General features: G+C 71.9%; 19 protein-coding genes. 9 read left to right on the plus strand and 10 right to left on the minus strand.

Features of this window, described 5'->3' with window-relative positions:
• Positions 1–24: 24 nt before the first annotated feature.
• Together ABEA43_RS35450 and ABEA43_RS35455 are read right to left on the minus strand one after the other, a co-directional pair.
• Positions 25–408, minus strand: coding sequence for a PPOX class F420-dependent oxidoreductase (locus ABEA43_RS35450; protein ID WP_345568803.1), 384 nt, complete (start codon positions 406–408; stop codon positions 25–27).
• Complete coding sequence (locus ABEA43_RS35455; RefSeq protein WP_345568805.1) at positions 405–1820, minus strand: MFS transporter; 1416 nt, start codon at positions 1818–1820, stop codon at positions 405–407. Before ABEA43_RS35455 ends, ABEA43_RS35450 begins: the two co-directional genes overlap by 4 nt.
• A 163-nt stretch (positions 1821–1983) precedes the next feature.
• Between ABEA43_RS35455 and ABEA43_RS35460 the strand changes: the two genes are divergently transcribed.
• From ABEA43_RS35460 to ABEA43_RS35490, 7 genes are all read left to right on the plus strand, one after another.
• The gene (locus ABEA43_RS35460; protein ID WP_345568807.1) at positions 1984–2994 is read left to right on the plus strand and encodes a glutathione S-transferase C-terminal domain-containing protein; all 1011 of its coding nucleotides are present in this window, start codon (positions 1984–1986) and stop codon (positions 2992–2994) included.
• A complete protein-coding gene (locus tag ABEA43_RS35465) occupies positions 2991–3545 on the plus strand; it encodes a flavin reductase family protein (protein ID WP_425570404.1) in 555 nt (184 codons plus the stop codon). The genes ABEA43_RS35460 and ABEA43_RS35465 overlap by 4 nt, the downstream gene beginning before the upstream one ends.
• The gene (locus tag ABEA43_RS35470; protein ID WP_345568809.1) at positions 3545–4408 is read left to right on the plus strand and encodes an amino acid ABC transporter permease; all 864 of its coding nucleotides are present in this window, start codon (positions 3545–3547) and stop codon (positions 4406–4408) included. The genes ABEA43_RS35465 and ABEA43_RS35470 overlap by 1 nt, the downstream gene beginning before the upstream one ends.
• Positions 4409–4413: 5 nt before the next feature.
• Positions 4414–5166: an amino acid ABC transporter ATP-binding protein gene (locus ABEA43_RS35475; protein ID WP_345568853.1), complete on the plus strand. Its 753-nt coding sequence runs from the start codon at positions 4414–4416 to the stop codon at positions 5164–5166.
• 84 nt (positions 5167–5250) lie between these two features.
• Positions 5251–6252 (plus strand): ABC transporter substrate-binding protein, encoded by a 1002-nt coding sequence (locus ABEA43_RS35480; protein ID WP_345568810.1) that lies wholly within the window; start codon positions 5251–5253, stop codon positions 6250–6252.
• A gap of 37 nt (positions 6253–6289) precedes the next feature.
• Positions 6290–7402, plus strand: a complete 1113-nt coding sequence (locus tag ABEA43_RS35485; RefSeq protein ID WP_345568811.1) for an LLM class flavin-dependent oxidoreductase — start codon at positions 6290–6292, stop codon at positions 7400–7402.
• A complete protein-coding gene (locus tag ABEA43_RS35490; protein ID WP_345568812.1) occupies positions 7399–8139 on the plus strand; it encodes a GNAT family N-acetyltransferase in 741 nt (246 codons plus the stop codon). Before ABEA43_RS35485 ends, ABEA43_RS35490 begins: the two co-directional genes overlap by 4 nt.
• On the opposite strand, the gene ABEA43_RS35495 is transcribed toward ABEA43_RS35490, so the two are convergent.
• Positions 8120–8890: an ABC transporter permease gene (locus tag ABEA43_RS35495; protein ID WP_345568814.1), complete on the minus strand. Its 771-nt coding sequence runs from the start codon at positions 8888–8890 to the stop codon at positions 8120–8122. The two genes, ABEA43_RS35490 and ABEA43_RS35495, sit on opposite strands and share 20 nt — an antisense overlap.
• Positions 8887–9789 (minus strand): ABC transporter ATP-binding protein, encoded by a 903-nt coding sequence (locus ABEA43_RS35500; protein WP_345568816.1) that lies wholly within the window; start codon positions 9787–9789, stop codon positions 8887–8889. The genes ABEA43_RS35495 and ABEA43_RS35500 overlap by 4 nt, the downstream gene beginning before the upstream one ends.
• Before the next feature lie 205 nt (positions 9790–9994).
• Between ABEA43_RS35500 and ABEA43_RS35505 the strand changes: the two genes are divergently transcribed.
• Positions 9995–10729: a DUF998 domain-containing protein gene (locus ABEA43_RS35505; protein ID WP_345568818.1), complete on the plus strand. Its 735-nt coding sequence runs from the start codon at positions 9995–9997 to the stop codon at positions 10727–10729.
• On the opposite strand, the gene ABEA43_RS35510 is transcribed toward ABEA43_RS35505, so the two are convergent.
• The 3 genes from ABEA43_RS35510 to ABEA43_RS35520 all read right to left on the minus strand — a co-directional run bounded on the left by ABEA43_RS35510 (position 10709) and on the right by ABEA43_RS35520 (position 14707).
• Positions 10709–12835, minus strand: coding sequence for a SpoIIE family protein phosphatase (locus tag ABEA43_RS35510; protein WP_345568819.1), 2127 nt, complete (start codon positions 12833–12835; stop codon positions 10709–10711). The genes ABEA43_RS35505 and ABEA43_RS35510 overlap by 21 nt on opposite strands.
• Positions 12836–12959: 124 nt before the next feature.
• Positions 12960–13580, minus strand: a complete 621-nt coding sequence (locus ABEA43_RS35515) for a TetR/AcrR family transcriptional regulator (protein ID WP_345568821.1) — start codon at positions 13578–13580, stop codon at positions 12960–12962.
• A gap of 104 nt (positions 13581–13684) precedes the next feature.
• Complete coding sequence (locus ABEA43_RS35520) at positions 13685–14707, minus strand: LacI family DNA-binding transcriptional regulator (RefSeq protein WP_345568823.1); 1023 nt, start codon at positions 14705–14707, stop codon at positions 13685–13687.
• Positions 14708–14874: 167 nt separating this feature from the next.
• Here ABEA43_RS35520 and ABEA43_RS35525 point away from each other — a divergent pair, with 167 nt between their 5' ends.
• Positions 14875–16578: a CBM35 domain-containing protein gene (locus tag ABEA43_RS35525; protein ID WP_345568824.1), complete on the plus strand. Its 1704-nt coding sequence runs from the start codon at positions 14875–14877 to the stop codon at positions 16576–16578.
• 44 nt (positions 16579–16622) lie between these two features.
• Here the strand turns inward: ABEA43_RS35525 and ABEA43_RS35530 are convergent, their stop codons facing one another.
• The 3 genes from ABEA43_RS35530 to ABEA43_RS35540 all read right to left on the minus strand — a co-directional run bounded on the left by ABEA43_RS35530 (position 16623) and on the right by ABEA43_RS35540 (position 20111).
• The gene (locus ABEA43_RS35530; RefSeq protein ID WP_345568825.1) at positions 16623–18002 is read right to left on the minus strand and encodes a xylan 1,4-beta-xylosidase; all 1380 of its coding nucleotides are present in this window, start codon (positions 18000–18002) and stop codon (positions 16623–16625) included.
• A gap of 105 nt (positions 18003–18107) precedes the next feature.
• On the minus strand, positions 18108–18965 hold the full coding sequence (locus ABEA43_RS35535; protein WP_345568826.1) for an SDR family oxidoreductase: 858 nt from the start codon (positions 18963–18965) through the stop codon (positions 18108–18110).
• A 105-nt stretch (positions 18966–19070) separates the two neighbouring features.
• A complete protein-coding gene (locus tag ABEA43_RS35540) occupies positions 19071–20111 on the minus strand; it encodes a PP2C family protein-serine/threonine phosphatase (protein ID WP_345568828.1) in 1041 nt (346 codons plus the stop codon).
• Positions 20112–20146: the final 35 nt, after the last annotated feature.

Here is a 20146-nt window from a genome sequence, read left to right on the forward strand (position 1 = left end):
CTTGCGGGCGGCACCGTCAGGTTCTCAGACGTCGCGGCCGCGGTAGGTGTCCTCGATGCCGGCGCCGCTCTCCAGCCCCCAGCTCACGATCCGCCGGGGGCGCAGCAGGATGCGCGGCCGGTCGCCCTCGACCGCCTCGGCGGGTCCCCGCACCTCCACGCCCCGTGGCCGCCACGGCGGCAGCACGTCGTCGATGACCAGGGCCGCCACGCCGGTGCGAAGCACGTCCCTGAACTTCTTCGACCGGCCGAAGTTGCGGCCGCTGATCTCGATGACCGTCCCGGCGGCGTCCAGGGACCAGCCCACGGGCGCCACGTGCGGCAGGCCGTCGGGGCCGACGGTGGCCAGCCGTCCGAGCAGCCGCCCGGCCCGCAGGTAGGCCAGCTCCGCCGTACTGAAGACGCTCATGCGCGCTCGCTCACGGGAAGGGTCGCGCGCTCACGGGAAGGGCCGCGGCGTACGGCGAAGGGCGAGATCGCGACCCCGGCGACGGCCACGGCCGCGGCCAGCCAGAACAGGCCGGTGAAGGCGGAGTCGGGCACCGGGCCCGCCCCGCCGGTGGCGACCACGGCGGCGGCGAGCTGGCTGCCGACGACGCCCCCGACCGTGCGGATGATGTTGTTGATGCCGTTGGCGGTGCCGGTCCTGGCCGGCGGCACGATGTCGGAGATCAGCTTGGGCAGCGACCCCATGACCAGGCCGGATCCGGCGCCGATCACCCCGTAGAACACCAGGTGCTCCCAGTAGCCGGCATGGGCGAGGGCGAGCAGGGCCGAGCCGGCCGCGAACAGCGCGAACCCGGCCGCCAGCGGCCAGCGCGACCCGAGCGCCGCGGAGATCCGGCCGAGCGCCATGCCCGCCGGGATGATGGCCAGCATGCCGGGCAGCATCAGCAGCCCCGCGACGGTGATCGAGGCCCCGAACCCGGCCCCGTCCGCCCCCGGCTCCTGCTGGGCGAACATCGGCAGCGCCAGGTAGAAGAAGTACGATCCCGCGCCGAACACCAGGGCGGCGGCGTGCGTGGCCAGCATCGGCCGGTCGGTCAGCTCGGCGACGTCGATGAGCGGGTCGCGCCTGACCCGTTCCACCGCGATGAGCACCGCGGCCAGCACCGCGCCGAGCGCGAACAGGCCCAGCACGCCCGCCGACGTCCAGCCCCACGAGGGCCCCTGGGTGAGGGCGAGCAGCACCGCGACCAGGCTCAGGCCGAGCAGCGCCGCGCCGGCCAGGTCCAGCCGGCCTGCGGCGGCGGGCCGCCCGTCCGGCACCCACCGGGCCACCATCGCGAGGCTGACCAGCGCGAGCAGCGCCCCGAGCACGAACAGGAAGCGCCACGACAGGTGGTCGGCCAGCAGCCCGCCGACCACCAGGCCGGCCCCCGCCCCGGCCCCGACGATGCCGGAGACCAGCCCCATCGCGGACGGCAGCCGCTCGCGGGGCAGCGCCTCGCGCAGGATCGCCATCGACAGCGGCACCAGCGCCAGCGCCGCGCCCTGGACGACGCGGGCGGCGATGAGCTGGCCGACGTTCTGGGCCGCCGCCGCGCCGGCCATCCCGACGGCGTTGGCGGCCAGCACGCCGATCATCACCCGCCGCCTGCCGTACAGGTCGCCCATGCGGCCGAGCAGCGGCGTCAGCACCGCGCTGGACAGCAGGAAGGCGCTGAGGATCCAGGCCGACCACGTCGGGGTCGTGCCCAGCTCGCGGGTCAGCAGCCCCAGCGCCGGGACCACCACCGTCTGCATCAAGGAGTAGCCGAAGACGGCGGTGACGAGCGCCGGCACGATCCCGGCGCCGCGGGCGTCCGGAGACATGGTCATGGAACGCACCCTTTCGAGGTGGCAAATAGTGCGTGATACGAACTAAATTAGTTGGTGGTGCGAACCATCGTCAACCCACATTCGTCCAGAGATGTCCGTTGACAGATAAACCTAGTTTTCCTACTGTTTGACTAGGTATTGATTCGGGATGAGGAGTCCATCCATGACCGCCGCCTCCACAGGACTGCCGACCTACGCCAGCCCGGTCGACCTCGACACATACGGTCCGTACGGGCCAGGCCGCATGCACACCTCCGCGGGCTGGGACCGGCCGGTCTATCCCTTCCAGGGCCGCGTCACCGCCGACGGGTCCAGCGGCTTCCGCGCCGAGCCCGGCCGCTATCACCTCTACGTCGCCTGGGTCTGCCCGTGGGCCCAGCGTACGGCGATCGTGCGCAAGCTCAAGGGGCTGGAGGAGGTGGTGTCCCTGTCGTACGTGGACGACGAGCGGGACGGCCGCGGCTGGGCCTTCCGCGAGCGCCGCGGCGCGGACCCCGTGAACGGCTTCGCCTTCATCGAACAGGCCTACGACGCGACCGAGCCCGGCTACCCCGGCCACATCTCGGTCCCGGTGCTGTGGGACCGGGAGACCGGCGCGATCGTCAGCAACAACTTCCCCGACATCACCATCGACCTCGGCACCGCGTTCGGCGAGTGGGCCGGCTCCTCGATCGACCTCTACCCGCGTGAGCTGCGCCCGCAGATCGACGAGCTGAACGCGGAGATCTACCGGGACGTCAACAACGGCCCCTACAAGGTGGCGGGCGCGACGACCCAGGACGAGTACGAGGACCTGCGCCACCACGTCGTCGCCGCGCTCGAACGACTGGACGAGCGGCTGGCCGGGAGCAGGTTCCTGTTCGGGGACCGGATCACCGAGTCGGACGTGCGGCTGTGGCCGACGCTGGCCAGGTTCGACCTCGGCTACAACCCGCTGGCCAAGATCAGCGAGCGGGCGCTGACCGATTTCCCCCACCTGTGGGGCTACGCCCGCGACCTCTACCAGCGGCCCGCCTTCCGCGACACGACGGACTTCGCCACGCTGCGGTTCTCGCAGGGGCCCAAGCCGTCCTTCCTCAACGAGGGGCCGGTGCGGATCGCCGTCGAGCCGGTCGAAGCCGACTGGGAGTCGCCGCACCACCGCTCCGCACTCGGGGACGTGGAGAGCGCATGACCGAGACTCTCCCCGCCCGTTCCAGCGGCTCCAGGCGCGCAATGGGCGCCGCGCGCGCGCTCGACGCCGACGGCTTCCGCCGCGCCCTGGCCGTGCACGCGGCCGGAGTCGTCGTCATCACCGCGCAGAGCAGGAGCGTCCCCGTCGGGCTGACGGCGACGTCGTTCTCGTCCGTGAGCCTGGATCCGCCGCTGGTGTCCTTCTACGTGGATCGCTCCTCGACCACCTGGCCCGCGCTGCGCGCGGCGGACCACTTCGCGGTGAACGTGCTGGCCAGTGACCAGGCGGAGCTGGCGTCGAGGTTCGCGCGCAAGGACGTGGACCGCTTCGCCGAGCCCACCAGGTGGCGGCCGGGCCCGCTGGGCGCCCCGCTGCTCCAGGACGTCTCCGCGCACCTGATCTGCCTGCCGCACGAGACCGTGGACGTCGGCGACCACATCCTGGTCGTCGGGCTGGTCGCCGAGGCCAGGGTGCACGGGCAGGGCCGGCCCCTGCTCTACCACCAGGGCCGCTTCGGCCGCTTCATCGCCCACCCGGAGGAGAGGGCCTGATGACGCTCCCCGGCTTACAGGTCCGGCCGCTTCAGGAGGAGCGGCCGCTGCCGGTGGTCACCGCCCGGCACCCGCTGCGCTGGGTGGCCGCCGCGGGCGTGCTGGTCCTGCTGGCGATGGCGGGCAACGCGCTGGTCACCAACCCCGCGTGGGAGTGGGAGGTCGTCGGGGCGTACCTGTTCGCTCCGTCGGTGGTCCGGTCCGTCCTGGTCACGCTGGAACTGACCGTCATGGGCATCGTGCTCGGCTTCGCCCTGGGCACGGTGCTGGCGCTGATGCGGCTCTCGCCCAACCGGCTGCTGTCGTCGGTGGCGTGGGCGTACGTCTGGGTGTTCCGGTCGGTGCCGCTGATCCTGCAACTGCTGTTCTGGTACAACCTGGCCCTGCTGTATCCCCGGCTGTCGGTGGGGGTCCCGTTCGGCCCCGCGTTCTTCGACTTCGGGACCATGGACCTGATCAGCCCGCTGGCCGCGGCGGTGCTCGGGCTGTCGCTGCACCAGGCCGCGTACGCCGCCGAGATCGTCCGCGGCGGCCTGCTCTCGGTGGACCACGGGCAGCGGGAGGCCGCCGCCGCGCTGGGCATCCCGCGGCTGCGGCGATTGTTCAGGATCATCCTGCCGCAGGCCATGCGGACCATCGTCCCCAACGCGGGCAACGAGATCATCGGGCTGGTGAAGGGCACCTCGGTGGTTTACATCATGGCGCTGCCCGAGCTGTTCTACCAGGTGCAGGTGATCTACAACCGCAACGGCAGGGTGATGGCGTTACTGCTGGTCGCGGCCGTCTGGTATCTCCTGCTGACCACCGTCCTGTCCGTCGTCCAGCACTACGTCGAGCGCCACTACGGCAGGGGGCGCGCGTGAGCGGGATGGTGGAGCTGCGCGACGTGCACAAGAGCTTCGGCTCCCTGCGGGTGCTGCGCGGAGTGGATCTCACGGTGCCGCGGGGCCACGTCACGGTGCTCCTCGGCCCTTCAGGCTCCGGCAAGTCCACGCTGCTGCGCACGATCAACCACCTGGAGAAGGTGGATCGCGGCTCGGTCCGCGTGGACGGCCAGCTGCTCGGTTACCGCCGGGCCGGCGACCGCCTGTACGAGCTCAGGGAGCGCGACGTCCTGCGCCAGCGGACCCAGATCGGGTTCGTCTTCCAGAGCTTCAACCTCTTCCCCCATCTCACCGTCAGCCAGAACGTGGCGGAGGCGCCGCTGTCCGCCCAGCGCCGGCCGCGTACGGAGGTCGAGCCGCTGGTCGGGCGGCTGCTCGACCGGGTGGGGCTGGCGGACAAGGCCGCCGCCTACCCGCGTACGCTCTCCGGCGGTCAGCAGCAGCGCGTCGCCATCGCCAGGGCGCTCGCGCTGGAGCCCAAGGTGCTGCTGTTCGACGAGCCGACCTCCGCGCTCGACCCCGAGCTGGTGGGCGAGGTCCTGGACGTCATCAAGGACCTGGCCCGCAGCGGGACCACCATGATCGTGGTGACGCACGAGATCGGGTTCGCCCGCGAGGTGGCCGACACGGTCGCGTTCATGGACGCCGGCCGCATCGTCGAGATCGGCCCGCCCGCGCAGATCCTGGACGACCCCGCGCACGAACGCACCCGCGCCTTCATCGGCAAGGTGCTCTGAATCTTCGAGCTGCTCCGAACCGGCGAACCGCTCTGAATCGGCAAAAGCCGTGAACGGCAAGGTCTTCTGAAAGGAACCGCGACCATGCGCGCTGTCTCCGCGCGGGCGCTGGCTGTGCTGGCCAGGCCCGCGCTCCTCCTCCTGCCGCTCGCCGTGGTGGCCTGCGGCGCCGAGCCCGAGCTCGCCCCGAAGAGCGGGACGCCCACCAGCGCGTCCACCGCGCCGGGCCAGGCGATCAACCTCGGGCCGGAGCAGAACCGGGTGCGGGCCGAGAAGGTCGCGGCGATCGCGGCCCAGGTGCCGGCGGCCGTCGCCGAGGACGGCAAGCTCAGCGTCGGCTTCAACGGCGAGGGCGCGCCCCCGCTGGTGTTCCCGGCGACCGACAACACGACCCTGATCGGGGCCGAGACCGACCTCGCCCAGCTCGTGGCGGACGTGCTCGGCCTGGAGTTCGCCCCGCAGACCACCTCGTGGGAGAACCTCTTCCTGGCCACCAAGTCCGGCAAGTACGAGGTCGTCTTCAACAACGTCACGGTCACCGAGGAGCGCAAGGACACCTACGACTTCGCGACGTACCGGATCGACCAGCTCGGCTGGCAGGTGCCCGCCGGCAGCCCGATCAAGGCGATCGCCGCGCCCGCGGACATCGCCGGGCTCCGGGTGTCGGTCGGCTCGGGCACGAACCAGGAGAAGGTCCTGCTCGACTGGGACAAGCAGAACCGGGCGGCCGGTCTGAAGCCGGTCGAGATCCTCTACTACCAGAAGTACGGCGACGTGCTCCTGGCGCTCAAGTCCGGGCGCGTTCAGGCGTACTTCGGGCCGAACCCGGCCATCGCCTACAACATCGCCGTCAGCGGCGACTCCCGGCTCGTCGGCACGGCCTCCGGGGCCGGGCCCAGCCTGCAGGGGCTCATCGCGGCGATGACGAAGAAGGACAACGGCCTGGTCAAGCCGCTCAACGAGGCGCTGAACACGGTGATCGAGAACGGCAGGTACAAGGAGGTGCTGGACCGGTGGGGGCTCGCCGGCGAGGCGATCCCCGAGTCCCGGATCAACCCGCCCGGTCTGCCCCGGCAGGCCGAGTGACCCGCAAACCCACCCAACGCTAGAAAGGCCTCGGCTCATGCCTGTGGAGTTCCTCGGAATCGGCGGGACCAATGACGGCTCGGAGACCTCGCGCCGCTCCGGCCCCTCCTTCGACAAGCAGTACACGCTCCGGCTGGCGCGCGCCCACCAGGAGTACGGCTGGGACCGCGTCCTGTTCGCCTACGGCTCAGGCTCGCCCGACCCCGCGCAGGTGGCCGCGTACGTCGCCACCAGGGTCGAGGACCTGCAGATCCTCCTGGCGCACCGGCCGAACGTGTCCTACCCGACGTACGCGCTCAAGACCTTCGCCACCCTCGACCAGATCAGCGACGGGCGGCTGACCGTGCACTTCATCACCGGCGGCAACGACCAGGAACAGGGCAGGGAGGGCGACGTCCTGCCCAAGGACGAGCGCTACTCCAGGACCAGGGAGTACATCCAGATCGTCAAGAAGGGGTGGACCTCCAGGGAGCCGTTCGACCACGAGGGCGCCCACTATTCCTTCAGGGACTTCGTCGCCGACGTCTTCCCCGTGCAGCAGCCGCGGCCGGGGGTGTCGTTCGGGGGCTCGTCGCTGGCGGCGTACGCGGCGGGCGGCGCGGAGGCCGACGTCTACTGCCTGTGGGGCGAGCCGCTGGCCGAGACGGCGCAGCAGATCGCGGCGGTCAAGGAGGTGGCCGCGCGGGCGGGGCGGGCCGACGTGCCCAGGTTCCAGGTGGCCTTCCGGCCGATCATCGCGCCGACCGAGGAGCTGGCCTGGGAGAAGGCCAGGGGCATCCTCGGCGACCTGCGGCGGGTCGCCGCGAACCGCCGGCGCCTGACCGGTCCGCCGCAGAACGCGGGCTCGCAGCGGCTGCTGGAGGTGGCGGCCAAGGGGGAGCGGTACGACCGCGCGCTGTGGACCCCGACCGCCGCGGCCACCGGCGGCGCGGGTAACTCCACGGCGCTCGTGGGCACGCCCGAGATCGTCGCCGAGGCGCTGCTCGACTACTACGACCTGGGCGTGGACATCCTCTCCGCCCGCGGCTACGACATCCTCGACGACGCCATCGACTTCGGCCGGTACGTGATCCCGCTGGTCAGGCAGGGGGTCGCCGAGCGCGACCGGGCCCGGCAGACCGGCGGCCACCTGGCCCAGGCCGCGCCATGACGCGGCCCGCCACCCCGTCGCATCCGCTGGACAACCCGGCCAGGGAGTCTCTCCTGGGAGCGCACGCGCATCTCGCCGAGCGGCGCGGGGACGTGCTGCGCTACCCCGTGGACGTCTCGCCGTTCATCTCGCTGCCGCCCGAGCCGGGCCCGGCCGACTGGGCCGACGTCGCCGCGCTGGCCGGGCCCGGCGGGCTGGTCCCGCTGTCCGTCGTGATCTCGCCGCCGCCGCCAGAATGGGAGGTGGTGGCGAACGTCCCCGGCGTCCAGCTCACCGGCGAGCGCGTCGCGGGCGCGACCGACGGCGAGGCGGTCCCGCTCGGGCCGGCGGACGTGCCGGAGATGCTGGACCTGGTCGGGCGGACCAGACCGGGCCCGTTCCTGCCCCGGACCATCGAGCTCGGCGGCTACCTCGGGATCCGCAGGGGCGGCGCGCTGGTGGCGATGGCCGGCGAGCGCCTGCACCCGCCGGGCTGGACGGAGATCAGCGCCGTCTGCACCGACGCCGCCCACCGCGGCAGGGGGCTGGCGACGCGGCTGGTGCTCGCCGTCGCCGCGGGCGTCCGGGCGCGCGGCGAGACGCCGTTCCTGCACGCCTCGGCGGCCAACACCGGCGCGATCCGCCTGTACGAGTCGCTCGGCTTCCGCCTGCGCCGCACCACCGAGTTCAGGTCCGTACGGGTGCGGGCCGGTCTCCTGGTGAGCTCGGGGGAGCGCCTCATGCGTCGCGCCACCTGAACAGGGCGAACGCCGCGGCCAGCAGCACGGCGGTGCAGCCGGCCAGCACCCCCAGCCCCGCCCAGGGGGCCAGCCGCTCCGGGTCCTGCAGGGTGGTGGTCACCTGGAGCCCGGCCGAGATCGGCCAGTACGTCGTCACCAGGGCCCCGGCGGACTCGGGCAGCAGCCTCGGCCCGATGATCGGGATGATGAAGTTGACCGCCACCAGCACGGTGACCGCGGTCATCGGGTCGCGCAGCAGGCAGCCCAGCGCCACGCCTGCCAGGCCGACCAGGGCCCAGACCAGCCCCATGCCCACGACCGCGCGCAGGACGCCCGGCTGGCCGAGCGTCACGCTGGGAGCGCCGCCCGCCGCGATGGCCCGCTGCCCCAACAGGAACGTGGCGAAGGCGGTGACCTCCCCCGCGACCAGGGCGATCCCGCCGAACGACGCGATCTTGGCGGCCAGCAGGCGGCCGCGCCGTGGCACCACGGCCAGGCTCGTGCGGATCATTCCGGTGGCGTACTCGGAGGCCGTCACCAGCACGCCCAGCGCGCCCACGGCGATCTGGGCGAACAGGAACCCGCCGTACATGCTGATGTGCGTGGCGTCGAACGCGCCGCCCCGGTAGCCCTCGCTCGCGCGGTAGGCGGTGAGGGCGCCGGGCCCGGCCATCAGCAGCACGGCGATCAGCAGCGTGGACAGGTTCGACGGGATCGTGCGGAACTTCGTCCATTCGGAGCGCAGCGCGTGCGCGGCGGTGGCTCTCATGCCGCACCCGACTCGAACTCGATGCTGTCGCGGGTCAGGTTCATGTAGGCCTCCTCAAGAGAGAGCCGCCTCGGGGTCAGCTCCGACAGGGGGATCGCGGCGTCCAGGGCGATCCGGCCGATCTTCCCGGCCTCCAGCCCGGAGACGGCCAGAGCGCCGTCCTGCTCCGGCGTCACGGAGGCGCCCGCTTCGGTCAGGGCCGCGGCCAGCCGCTCCGGCTCGTCCGCGCGGACCAGCACGCCGGAGCTGTGCCGGACGAACTCGGTCATCTCGACGTCCGCGATCAGCCGGCCCCTGCCGATGACGACGAGGTGGTCGGCGGTCAGCGCCATCTCGCTCATCAGGTGGCTGGAGACCAGCACGGTGCGGCCGTCGCCGGCCAGGTCCCGCATCAGCTCGCGGATCCACTTGATGCCCTCGGGGTCGAGCCCGTTGACCGGCTCGTCGAACAGCAGCACCCGCGGGTCGCCGAGCAGCGCCGCCGCGATGCCGAGGCGCTGGCTCATGCCCAGGGAGAACGCGCCGACCCGCTTGCGCGCCACCGACTCCAGCCCCACCTGCCGCAGGACCTCGTCCACCCGGCTCTCCTTGATCGCCCCGGCGTGGGCGAGCCAGAGCAGGTGATCGCGGGCCGTACGGCTGCGGTGCACCGCGCGGGCGTCCAGCAGGGCGCCCACCTCGTGCATGGGCAGCGGCGAGGCCACGTGGTCGTGGCCGTTGACGGTTACGCGGCCCGCGTCGGGGCGGTCGAGGCCGAGGATCATCCGCATGGTCGTCGACTTGCCGGCCCCGTTGGGCCCCAGGAACCCGGTGACCCGGCCGGGCTCGACGGTGAACGTCAGCCCGTCCACGGCCGCCTTGCCGCCGTAGCGCTTGGTCAGGCCCGAGATCTCGATCATCGTCCGGCCTCGCGGTGACGCTCGGGGCCGGTCGTGCCGTCGGTGTTCGTCATGGTTCGAGGATCACCGGTGCGCGCCGGGCGCGGCATCCATCGAACGGTTGATGCCGCGCGCTGCCGCGGCCTGCTTGTCAGGCTGAATTGACGACTTAAGTTTTGTCAGGCTGGCTTGACGGCGGCTGCCCTGTCAGCCTAGCTTGACAGACATGAGAACCAGTGCACCGCCCAGCCCCGCGCCCGGGGCGCCGCAGGCGGGATCAGGAAACAGGACGACCAGACGGTTGCTGTGGTGCGGGGTGGTGGCGGGCCCGCTGTTCGTCGTCGCGTTCCTCGCCCAGGGCGCCGTCCGCGACCACTACGACTGGCTGCGTCACCCGGTCAGCTCGCTCGCGCTCGAAGAGTGGGGCTGGATCCAGACGGCGAACTTCATCGTCGCGGGCGTGCTGTCGCTCGCACTCGCCGTGGGGATGCGGCGGGTGCTCAAGGCGTCGCCGCAGCGCAGGGGATCGCTGTGGGGGCCCATCCTGGTGGGCGCCTGGGGGGTCATGCTGATCTGCGCGGGGGTGTTCACCACCGACCCGGTGAGCGGCTATCCGCTGGGGACTCCCGACCTCCTGGCGGAGTACACGAGCGTGCACGCGGCGCTGCACGACCTGCTCACGCTGCCGGGCTTCGTGGCGTTGCCGGTGGCCTCCGTGGTGTTCGCGGTCAGGTTCGCCCGGCTGCGGGAGCTCGGGCAGGCCGTCTGGTCGGGGCTCGCCGCCGCCGGGTTCGTGGTCGCCCAGGTGCTGGCCACGACCGCGTTCGCGCAGAACGCGGCGCTGGTCGCGTACGGCGGGCTCTTCCAGCGGCTGGCCGTGACGATCGGGTGGGCCTGGCTCACCCTGCTGGCACTGCGCCTGCTGCTTGCGGAACGCCGGTCAGGCGTTCGCGTCCCGTAGCAGGACCACCGCGATGTCGTCCGTACGCTGCTCCACGGCCGCCGCCTCGATCAGCGACTCCGCGAGGTCGTGCAGCGGCTGGCCGTGGCCCGGCGTGAACCGCCCGGCCAGCTCGGTGATGGCGTCCCCCAGATCGAGTCCGGGCCTCTCGATGAGGCCGTCGGTGTAGAGGCTCAGCACCGAGCCGGGGGGCAGGGGCAGCTCGATGGTGGCGTACTCGGCCTCGGGGTCGATGCCCAGCAGCAGGCCGGGCGTGGTGTCGATGATCCGGGCGGGTTTGCCGGGGCAGCCGAGCAGCGGCGGGAGATGGCCCGCGCTGGCCACGCACGCGGTGTGCTCGGCCAGGTCGAGGCTCAGGTACAGGCAGCTGGTGAACCGGTCGGGAGCCAGCTCGACGAGCAGCCGGTTGGTGTGCGCGAGCACCTCGCCCGGGGTCGCTCCCGCGGTCGCGTGGGCGCGGACGGCGGTGCGTACCTGGCCCATGAGGGCGGCGGCGGTGACGTCGTGGCCCTGCACGTCGCCGATGACGGCCGCGGCCAGGGTGTCGCTCAGCCGGATCAGGTCGTAGAAGTCGCCGCCGATGTCCATCCCCGGCATGGCGGGCACGTAGCGGGCGGCCAGGTCGAGACCGGGGATCTCGGGCAGCGTACGCGGCAGCAGGCTCGACTGCAGGCACCCGGCGAGCTGGTGCTTGGCGTCGTAGAGCCGGGCCCGCTCGAACGCCTGGGCGATCAGCCCGGCGAGCGCGGTGAGCGTCGCCCGCTCGTCGGCGTCGAACCGGTGCGTACGGTCGTAAGCCAGCACGCACGTGCCGATCGGCCGCCCCGAGGTGACCAGCGGCAGGAACGCCCAGGCGGACATGCCGTCGGAGCGGATGGACTGCGGATAGGCGGCGCGCAGCTCGTCCCAGGTGGAGAAGAAGGCCGGTTTCGTGAGGTCGAACGGACGTTGCGCGAGCGCGGGCGGGCTCGCGGGATGGCCGTCGTGCTCCTCGATCGCCTGCCTGCTGTAGCCGCGCGACGCGTCCACGCGCAGCCGCCCGCCGCGCGTGGTGAGGATGGCCAGCGCCTGCACGTCGTAGACGGGCATGACATGGTCGGCGACGAGGTCGAGGACCTCCTGCGCGGTCACCGCCCGCGCCAGGGTGGTGGCCAGGTGCAGCATCTCGTGCAGCGCGATCACCCGCGGCCGGCGCTGGGCGGAGGTGCCGGCGTCCGGTGTCCGGCCGGCGTCGGGGATCGCCATGGAGTTGATGCGCACGGTGATGCCGGACAGGCCCGGGTGGAACGTGAAGGACAGCCGGCGGCCCGCTGGGGTGCGCGCGGTGAAGTGGGTGATCTGCCAGCCGACGACCGCGGCCCGGTAGCGGTCCTCGTAGACCGGGTCGTCCAGCCAGGGCAGCGCCTCCCACAGGCGCGTCCCGAGCAGCTCGGCCGCCGAGCTGTCGAGCAGGTCGGCGGCCGGCGCCGTGATCAGGCTCACGCGTCCTTCGAAGTCCAGGGAGCAGAAGCCCTCCGGCAGCCGGTTGAGGCATTCGAGCGCGACCAGCTCCGCCCCGGGGTCGGCCGTCCGCGCGGGATGCGGGTCCAGAAGGCGTGGCTGGGGGCCGGGAGTGATCGGCTCGCCGTGTTCGGCGGACCGTTCGAGCAGCTCGCCGATCCGGGCGCAGGCGGCGTCGATGAGGTCGCGGTGGCGCTGGTCGAGCCCCCGCCCGTGGCCGGACGGCCACAGGAGCAGCAGCCCGCCCGCGTAGGCGTCGCCGGCCCGGATCGGCGCCGCCGCCACCGCGAAGTGGTACGGCAGGGCCAGCGCGGCGGCCGGATATGTGCGGGCCAGGTCCTCCCGGCCGGCCAGCCACACCAGCCGCCGCTCGCGCACCGCGACGGCGACCGGCACGGGATCGTTCGTCCTGATCCTGGACCACGTCTTGGCGATGGGGGCGGGCAGGCCCAGCTGGGTCTCCATCTGCAGGACCCGGCCGTCCTCCGACACCAGGTACACGGCGCCGATGTGCGCCCCCGTCCGGTTGACGGCTTCGATCAGCAGCTCGTCCAGGCGAGGCGATTGATTCGCCGCGCCCCGGGCCGAGGTGCCGTCCTCTCGCACCGTCTCAGCACGCCTCGCTCACGAATAGTGAGCGCCTTATCAGCCGGAAACCCCCCATGAGGGCAGGATACACGCATTCGCCTAGTAAATCGCTTACCGTCTGCGACGGCGCAGGCTCGTTGAGCTACCCGTCCGGCAGATCGAGTGCGCGGCCCAGCAACTGGTGCAGATGCGCGCGGAACCGGTCCGTGGCGTCCTCGTCGTCGAGGCGGCGGCGCTCCCCGGTCTTGTCGAGCACCCCGCTCAGCGAGAACCCGTGGATGCACCAGACCATCGTGTACGTCATGAACAGCGGATCGGCGTCCACCGGCAACGCCACCGTGGCCATGCTGTCCACGGCGTACCAGGTCAGCGGCTGGGCGCTCATCGACTCCAGATTGCTGATGTCACTGGCGTCGGACAGCCACCGGTGCATCCACAGCGACGGGATCTCGGGATATTCCAGGCACACATCGAGATATCCGTCGATGAACCGGTGCAGCGCCGCCGCCTTCCCCTCGGGCGGGGCCGTCCTCAGCTCGTCGGAGCAGGGCTCGATGACCGCGGCCAGGATCCGGTGGGCCTCCTTCATGACCGCGAGATAGAGCTCACGCTTGTCGGTGAAACGCGCGGTGACGACCGCCGGCTCCACCCCGGCGGCCTCGGCGATCTGGTGGGTGGAGGTGCTGTCGTAGCCGAGCGCGGCGAACAGCCTGGTCGCCACCCGCAGGATCTGCTCCCGCTCGCCGTCCTCTGCAGAGTCCATGGACGCGACGATAAGCCCGGCGCCCCGACCGGCCTGTCACGTGACGGACGAGTATGGGCAAAAGTAACCCCCGCCTGACCTGGAGCGGAGGAACGGCCCGCCCGTCACGCGGGGCGGTGGGGCGGGACGGTGGACTCGCGGACGACGAGCTGGCAGGGACGGGCGTGGCGGCCCGGCGACGGCGCGCCGTTGATGGCGGCCAGCAGCATCTCCGCCGCGGACCTGCCGAGCCCTTCGAGGTTCATGTCGATGCTGGTCAGCGGCGGCTGGCAGCTCTCCGCCATGACGTCCCAGTTGTCGAACCCGACCAGCGCCACGTCCTCGGGGACACGGCGGCCGGCGGCGCGCAGCGCGTCCGCCGCGCCCCGCGCGATCTGGTCGTTGCCGCAGTAGATCGCGTCGAACTCGGTGCCGCCCGCCAGCAGGATGCCGACGGACTGCCGCCCCCAGACCTCGCTCCAGGCCCCGAACAGCGGCGGCGCGGCCAGCGCGAGCCCCGCCTCGGCCACCCGTTCCGCGGCGGCGGCGGCGCGGACCTGGGCCGAGTGGTGGTGCTCGGGCCCGGTGACGTGCGCGATGCGGGTGCGGCCGACCGCCAGCAGGTGCTCGATCGCCTTGCGGGTGCCGCCCTCCTCGTCGGGCACGATCGAGCAGTCCTCGGGGTCGGTGGAGCTGATGAAGGCGTAGACGACCGGCACCGGCAGGACGGGCGCGATAGGAGCGCGGGCCTGGGTGCGCCTGCCGGTCACGATGATGCCGTCGACGCGGCGGCTGAGCAGGGTCTTGACGTGGTACTGCTCGCGGATCGGGTCGTCGCGGCCGTCGCACAGGAAGACCGACATCTGTCCCGCTCCGAGCGCGTCCTCGGCGCCGATCAGGACGGGGATGCTGAACCGGCCGATGGTGTCGGTGGTGATCATCCCGACGGTGTACGTGCGGCCGGAGTGCAGGCTGCGGGCGCCCGCGTTGACCTCGAAGTTGAGCTGCCTGGCCGCTTCCTTGACCCGCGTGCGGGTCTCCTCGCGCAGGGACCCGCGCCCGTTGAGCGCCTTGGAGGCCGTGCCCACCGACACCCCGGCCAGCGCCGCGACGTCGGCGATCGTGGCGTGACGCTCCGTTGTCCCCATACTTTCCTCCATTTTCCGCAGCGTTTGCCGAGCTTACTGTAACGCCGGACCGGCCAAGCGGTACATCGTGCCGTAACAGAGTGGAAATGTGTTATTGACGGGAACCGAGCGGCGTTGTTAGCTGTGCAGGAAAGCGTTTTCCTAATGTTTCCGAGCGAGGGAGAACCGTGTTCGCCCCCCACTTAACCCGTGCCGCCGCCATCGGGCTGGCCGCCGTCCTCCTCACCGGAGGGCTGGCGGTCCCGGCTCAGGCGGCGGGCGCGACTCTGACGGTCAACGTCGCGCAGCAGTTCAGGCCGGTCACCCACGTCGCCTCCGGCGGCCTGTACGGCCTGGCGGAGAACTCCAGACCGGCCGACTCGACCCTGCTCCCGATCAAGGTCAACTCCCTGACCCAGCCCGCGCCCGGCGTCGGCCAGCGGCCCAACGGCCAGCCGCCCGGCGGCGACGCGCTGCTCATCGCCCCGCAGGCCGACCGGGCCGGGGCGGGCCAGTACATCCGGATGCCGGACATCTACCCCGACTTCCCGTACCGGTGGGTGAGCTGGAACGACTGGCTGGCCAAGGTGAACACCATGGTCAACGCCCGCCTGTCGGCCACCACGGTGTCGAACGTCCTCGGCTGGGAGCTCTGGAACGAGCCCGACTACACCTGGAACACCTCCGCCGCGGGCTCGTTCAACGACGGCTGGACCCGTACGTTCCGCGCGGTGCGCGCGCTGGACGCGCAGACGCCGATCGTCGGCCCGAGCACCGCCACCTACAACCGCTCCTGGATGCAGTCGTTCCTGACCAACGCCAGGAACACCAGCACGCTGCCGGACATCATCTGCTGGCACGAGCTGGTGGACCCGGCCAGGATCGCCGGCGACCTCGCCGACTACCGCAACCTGGAGGCCTCGCTGGGCATCAGCCCGCGCCGCGTCTCCATCAACGAGTACGCCGCCCCCGGCGAGGTGGACGTGCCCGGCCGGATCGCCAGCTACGTGGGCAAACTAGAGCGCGGCGGCGTGGAGTCGGCACACCGGGCCTTCTGGTACGAGTACGGCACCATGAACGGCCTCGTCGTGAACAACAGCCAGCCGACCGGAACGTGGTGGCTGTACAAGTGGTACGGCGACATGGCCGGCAGCATGGTCACGACCACGCCCTCCACGCAGACCGGCCTCGACGGCTTCGCGTCCTACGACGGCACCCGCAAGATCGTCAACGTGGTGTTCGGCAACGAGGCGGGCGCCAACACCGTCAACCTCACCGGCATCGGCGCGCTCGGCTCCAGCGTCCGGGTGACGCTGCTGTCCACGCCCTCCAGCGGCCGGTTCAGCGCGGTGACCGCGCCTGCGACGGTCTCGACGACCACCAGGACGGTCAGCGGCGGCCAGCTCAGCGTGTCCGTGCCGAACATGGTCGCCACCAGCGCCTACCAGCTCGTCGTCGAGCCGGTCTCCGGGGTTCCCGCCTACCAGCAGCGCTACGAGGCCGAGAACGCCTCGGCGTTCCGCGCCGCGCGCCTGACCGCCGCCAGTGCGTCGGGAGGCGGGTACGTCGGCCGCATCGACAACTCGGGCACACCGCGTACCGACAGCTACCTGGACTTCGTGGTCAACGTGCCGGCGGCGCGCTCGTACACGATGACCATCGGCTACGCCAACGGCACCGGCGCCACCGCGACCCAGGGCCTGGCCTACAACGGCGGCGCCTGGTCCACGGTCAGCTACCCGCCGACCGCCGGATGGGGCCAGTTCGGCTCGACGGTCAGCACACCGGTCACCCTCAGGGCCGGCTACAACGTGATCCGCCTGGCCAAGGGCTCGCCGTTCTTCGCGGGCGGCACCGGATTCGCCGAGCTGGACTACATCCAGCTCACCTGACCCGGCGGAGCCGTGACCGCGGCCCGCCGCCGGTCACTGCTCCGTCAGCGACCGCTCCACTTGATCTCGTACGGCTTGAGGCTGACGTCTTTGCCGTCCACGGTCGCGGTGACCGCGGAGCCGCTGGTGTTGACCATCACGAGCTGCTCCGGCTGGGCGAGCACCCGGACCCTCGGGTTGGAGGAGGTCACCTGCTCCAGCTCCGCCCCGGCGGGGAACCACTTGGTGAAGCCGCTCACCAGCTTGCCCGTGGCCATCGGGACGCCGGTGCGCGGATCCCACATGCAGGCCGCGCAGGCGCCCTCCTTGGCCTGCGGATTCCAATACAGTGCCGTCGCCGCGCCGCTCTGGGCGAACTCGATCATCGAGGCGGCCTGGACGGCGAGCCGCTTGGTCTCCGGCCAGGTGGTGCCGTCCTCGGGCACGAAATACCACTCCGACCACCAGACGGGCAGGTCGCCGGCCTTCTCGCGCAGCCACTTGGTGACCGCGCCGAACTTCTTCAACGCCCCGAACTCGTCGGGCAGCAGCTCGTGGGCGTCGGTGACCGAGGCGCCGTCGACCACGACGAAGTCGGCGCCCTTCTTGTGCTCGAACCAGTAGTTGAAGGCGTCCAGCACGTTCTGGTTGACGACCCCCCAGTCGCCGCTCAGCTCGGAGTCGCCCGACTTGTTGCTGTCGAAGCCCAGGTACGGGCCGCCGACCATGGCGTCGGGGCGCGCCGCCTTCACCGCGTCATAGACCTTGTTGTACAGCTGGGTGTAGCCCTTGTAGTCCGCCGGCTTGGAGTGGTCCTTCCAGAAGCCCTTGAACTCGTTCCACACCATGAAGTACTTGACGTCCTTGTACCGCGTGGCGACGGCCGCCGACAGCTTGGCGAACTCGTCGTAGAACTGCGGGTAGGGCGCGTCCTCCAGGTGTTCCTTCCAGGCCGACTCCTCGGTCGGCCCCTCGGGGCCGCCCTTCATCCAGTCGGGCGCGCAGCACAGCGTGATGACGCCCGTGGCGCCCGACTGCTTCATGAGGTTCAGCCGGCTGTCGAGGTCCTCCCAGAAGTACTCTCCCGGGCGCGGCTCGGGGTTGAGCGCCCCGAAGCCCATGATGTGCTGGTTCTGCAGCATCGGGGTCTCGGCCAGCGAGGCGGCCACGGTCTGCTCGAACTGCTGGGTGATGTTGTTCGCGCTCACCCCCGTGTGCGTGAACCCCCAGCGTGGCCAGCCCGGCTCCACCGCCGGCGGCTTGCTGACGTCGGCGGTGGTGCTCTCCTCGGCCGTGGCCGTGTCCTGCGACGGCGACGCCGCAGGGTCGGCGGGAGCGGCCGTGCCGCAGCTCGCCACCGCCAGTGTCAGAGCGCTGATGCCCGCAGCTAAGGCCGTCGCCCGCCGCAGGCGCCGCCAGATCGATCCCCCGCGACTCGAAGCCACCCCGACCCTCACCCGATCCTCGACAGTTGCATGCCGCCTGTAGCGTTCCATGGCAGCCGCGTAAGGTGCACATCGGGAGCCGGGTTCACAGGTAATCGTTATGTTTCACGCGCGGAAGAGCTCCGCGTGGTCGGCGGCCCAGCGCTCGAAGGCCCGCGCGGGGCGGCCGAGAACCTTCTCGACGTCGCCGGTGACGGGCTGCTGGAGCCGCGTGGCGTATTTCGCGTACCTGGCCATGAGGCCTCGTACGAACGGCTCGGGCATGCCGTTGCGGATCATCGCCTGCGTGGCCGCCTCCGGCGGGAGCTCCTCGAAGCGTAGCGAGCGGCCGGTCGCCCGGCCGATCGCGGCCACCATCTCCGCGTGCGACAGCGGCTCCGGGCCGGTCAGCTCCAGCCTGCGCCCGCCCGGCTCCGTGCCGAGCAGCGCGTGCGCGGCGACCTCGACGAGGTCGCGCTCGTCGATGGGCGTCTCCTGGAAGGAGGCGTACACGTAGCGGACGACGTCGCCCGCGCGGAGCTGCGCGCCCCACGCCTGCACGGCGTTGCCCGCGAAGGAGGCGGCCCGCAGGCTGGTCCAGTCCAGGCCGCTGGTGACGGCGGCCTGCTCCGCCTCCTTGTTCCGGTCGCCGCGCAAGCGGGAGGGCTGCTCGTCGAGCGGGTCGTCGATGTTCGTCGCCGACAGGGCCACCACCCGCGCGGCGCCGTGCTCCTTCGCCAGGGCGAGCAGCTCGGGCGCGGACTCGCCGATGGCGCGCGAGTGCAGGAAGACGGCGGTGACGCCGTCCAGGTGGCGGGCGAGCGTGCGCGGGCTGGCCGGGTCGCCCCCGACGACCTCGACGCCCGCGGGCAGGCGCGCGGCGGCCGGGTCGCGGCTGACGGCCCGAACGGCGGCGCCCTCCGCGGCGAGCAGCTCGGTGAGCGGGCGTCCGATGGCGCCGGTGGCGCCGGTTACCAGGATCATCGCGTCCCCTTGTGTCGTTGTGGGTTTCACGCATCCTGAGAGGCCGGGCGGGGCCCGGAGTGTGACGCCGTACGGGCGAATGTGACCCACACCTCAGTGCGGTGCTCAGCTGCCCTGGCGGTGGAGGAGCAGCATGGCGGCGTCGTCGAGCAGCGGCCCGCCCGCGTGCGCGACGAGGTCGCCCCTGAGCGCGTCGAGCGCGGCCTGCGGCTCGTCGTGCGTCAGCAGGACGGCCCGCTCGGCGAGCGGGTAGAAGCAGCCGGCCGGGTTCCTGGCTTCGATGACGCCGTCGGTGAAGAACAGCATCCGGTCCCCTTCGCCGAACGGGACCCGGTGCGGCTTGGCCGGCGTGGTGTCGAGCAGGCTCAGCCCGAGCGGCAGGTTGTGCTCGGGCGGCTCCACCATGCGGCTCGTCCCGTCGGGCCCGATCAGCAGCGGCGGCGGGTGGCCGAAGTGCACGAGCTCCATCTCGCCGTCGTGCACCTCGGCGACGATCGCGGTGACGAACTGCTCACTGCCCAGATGCCTGGCCAGGCTCACCTCCAGCCGCTCGCCGATGTCACCGAGGTCGGCCTCGTCATAGGCGGCCTCACGGAACGCGCCGAGCACCCAGGCCGCCGTCTCGACCGCGCCCAGCCCCTTGCCCTGGACGTCGCCGATCAGCAGCCGTACGCCGTGCGGGGTCGTGACGACCTCGTACAGGTCGCCGCCGATCTGGGCCTCGGCCGCGGCGGAGGTGTAGGACAGGGCGACGCGCAGATCGCCGGCCCGCCGGGGGACCGGCCGCAGCAGCACGCGCTGGGCCGCCTCGGCGACCTGCCGGACGTTGGCCAGCGTGCGCTCACGCTCCAGCCGCAGGCGGGCGGCCAGCATGCTCGCGCCGGTGACACCGAGGATGCTGAGGATGCTGAGGTAGTTCTGCCAGTCGGTCAGCAGGCCGTTGTGGTAGGCGAGGGGCAGGCAGATGGCGAGCGCCACCGCGCCCACCATCGCGGTCCGCCGCACGCCGCCCGAGACCGACGCGAAGGCGGGGCCCAGCGTCAGGAGCGGCAGGAAGACCAGTGACGGACCCGCGAGCAGGTCGACCACGGCGACGCTCAGCATGACGGCGAAGGGCAGCCAGCGCAGAGCCTGCAGAGATCTCATCAGCCCCCTCGCGCCACCGTGTCCCCAGGTACCGA

Source organism: Nonomuraea rosea (assembly GCF_039539705.1).
Taxonomy (GTDB): Bacteria; Actinomycetota; Actinomycetes; order Streptosporangiales; family Streptosporangiaceae; genus Nonomuraea; species Nonomuraea rosea.

Bases quoted from the DNA above. Each gene is read 5' to 3' on its own strand.
- ABEA43_RS35535 (WP_345568826.1), bottom strand. From the start codon at position 18,965: ATGATCCTGGTAACCGGCGCCACCGGCGCCATCGGACGCCCGCTCACC.
- ABEA43_RS35455 (WP_345568805.1), bottom strand. From the start codon at position 1,820: ATGACCATGTCTCCGGACGCCCGCGGCGCCGGGATCGTGCCGGCGCTC.
- ABEA43_RS35485 (WP_345568811.1), top strand. From the start codon at position 6,290: ATGCCTGTGGAGTTCCTCGGAATCGGCGGGACCAATGACGGCTCGGAG.
- ABEA43_RS35480 (WP_345568810.1), top strand. From the start codon at position 5,251: ATGCGCGCTGTCTCCGCGCGGGCGCTGGCTGTGCTGGCCAGGCCCGCG.
- ABEA43_RS35500 (WP_345568816.1), bottom strand. From the start codon at position 9,789: ATGATCGAGATCTCGGGCCTGACCAAGCGCTACGGCGGCAAGGCGGCC.
- ABEA43_RS35490 (WP_345568812.1), top strand. From the start codon at position 7,399: ATGACGCGGCCCGCCACCCCGTCGCATCCGCTGGACAACCCGGCCAGG.
- ABEA43_RS35520 (WP_345568823.1), bottom strand. From the start codon at position 14,707: ATGGGGACAACGGAGCGTCACGCCACGATCGCCGACGTCGCGGCGCTG.
- ABEA43_RS35470 (WP_345568809.1), top strand. From the start codon at position 3,545: ATGACGCTCCCCGGCTTACAGGTCCGGCCGCTTCAGGAGGAGCGGCCG.
- ABEA43_RS35515 (WP_345568821.1), bottom strand. From the start codon at position 13,580: ATGGACTCTGCAGAGGACGGCGAGCGGGAGCAGATCCTGCGGGTGGCG.
- ABEA43_RS35540 (WP_345568828.1), bottom strand. From the start codon at position 20,111: ATGAGATCTCTGCAGGCTCTGCGCTGGCTGCCCTTCGCCGTCATGCTG.
- ABEA43_RS35465 (WP_425570404.1), top strand. From the start codon at position 2,991: ATGACCGAGACTCTCCCCGCCCGTTCCAGCGGCTCCAGGCGCGCAATG.
- ABEA43_RS35450 (WP_345568803.1), bottom strand. From the start codon at position 408: ATGAGCGTCTTCAGTACGGCGGAGCTGGCCTACCTGCGGGCCGGGCGG.
- ABEA43_RS35495 (WP_345568814.1), bottom strand. From the start codon at position 8,890: ATGAGAGCCACCGCCGCGCACGCGCTGCGCTCCGAATGGACGAAGTTC.
- ABEA43_RS35505 (WP_345568818.1), top strand. From the start codon at position 9,995: ATGAGAACCAGTGCACCGCCCAGCCCCGCGCCCGGGGCGCCGCAGGCG.
- ABEA43_RS35460 (WP_345568807.1), top strand. From the start codon at position 1,984: ATGACCGCCGCCTCCACAGGACTGCCGACCTACGCCAGCCCGGTCGAC.
- ABEA43_RS35475 (WP_345568853.1), top strand. From the start codon at position 4,414: ATGGTGGAGCTGCGCGACGTGCACAAGAGCTTCGGCTCCCTGCGGGTG.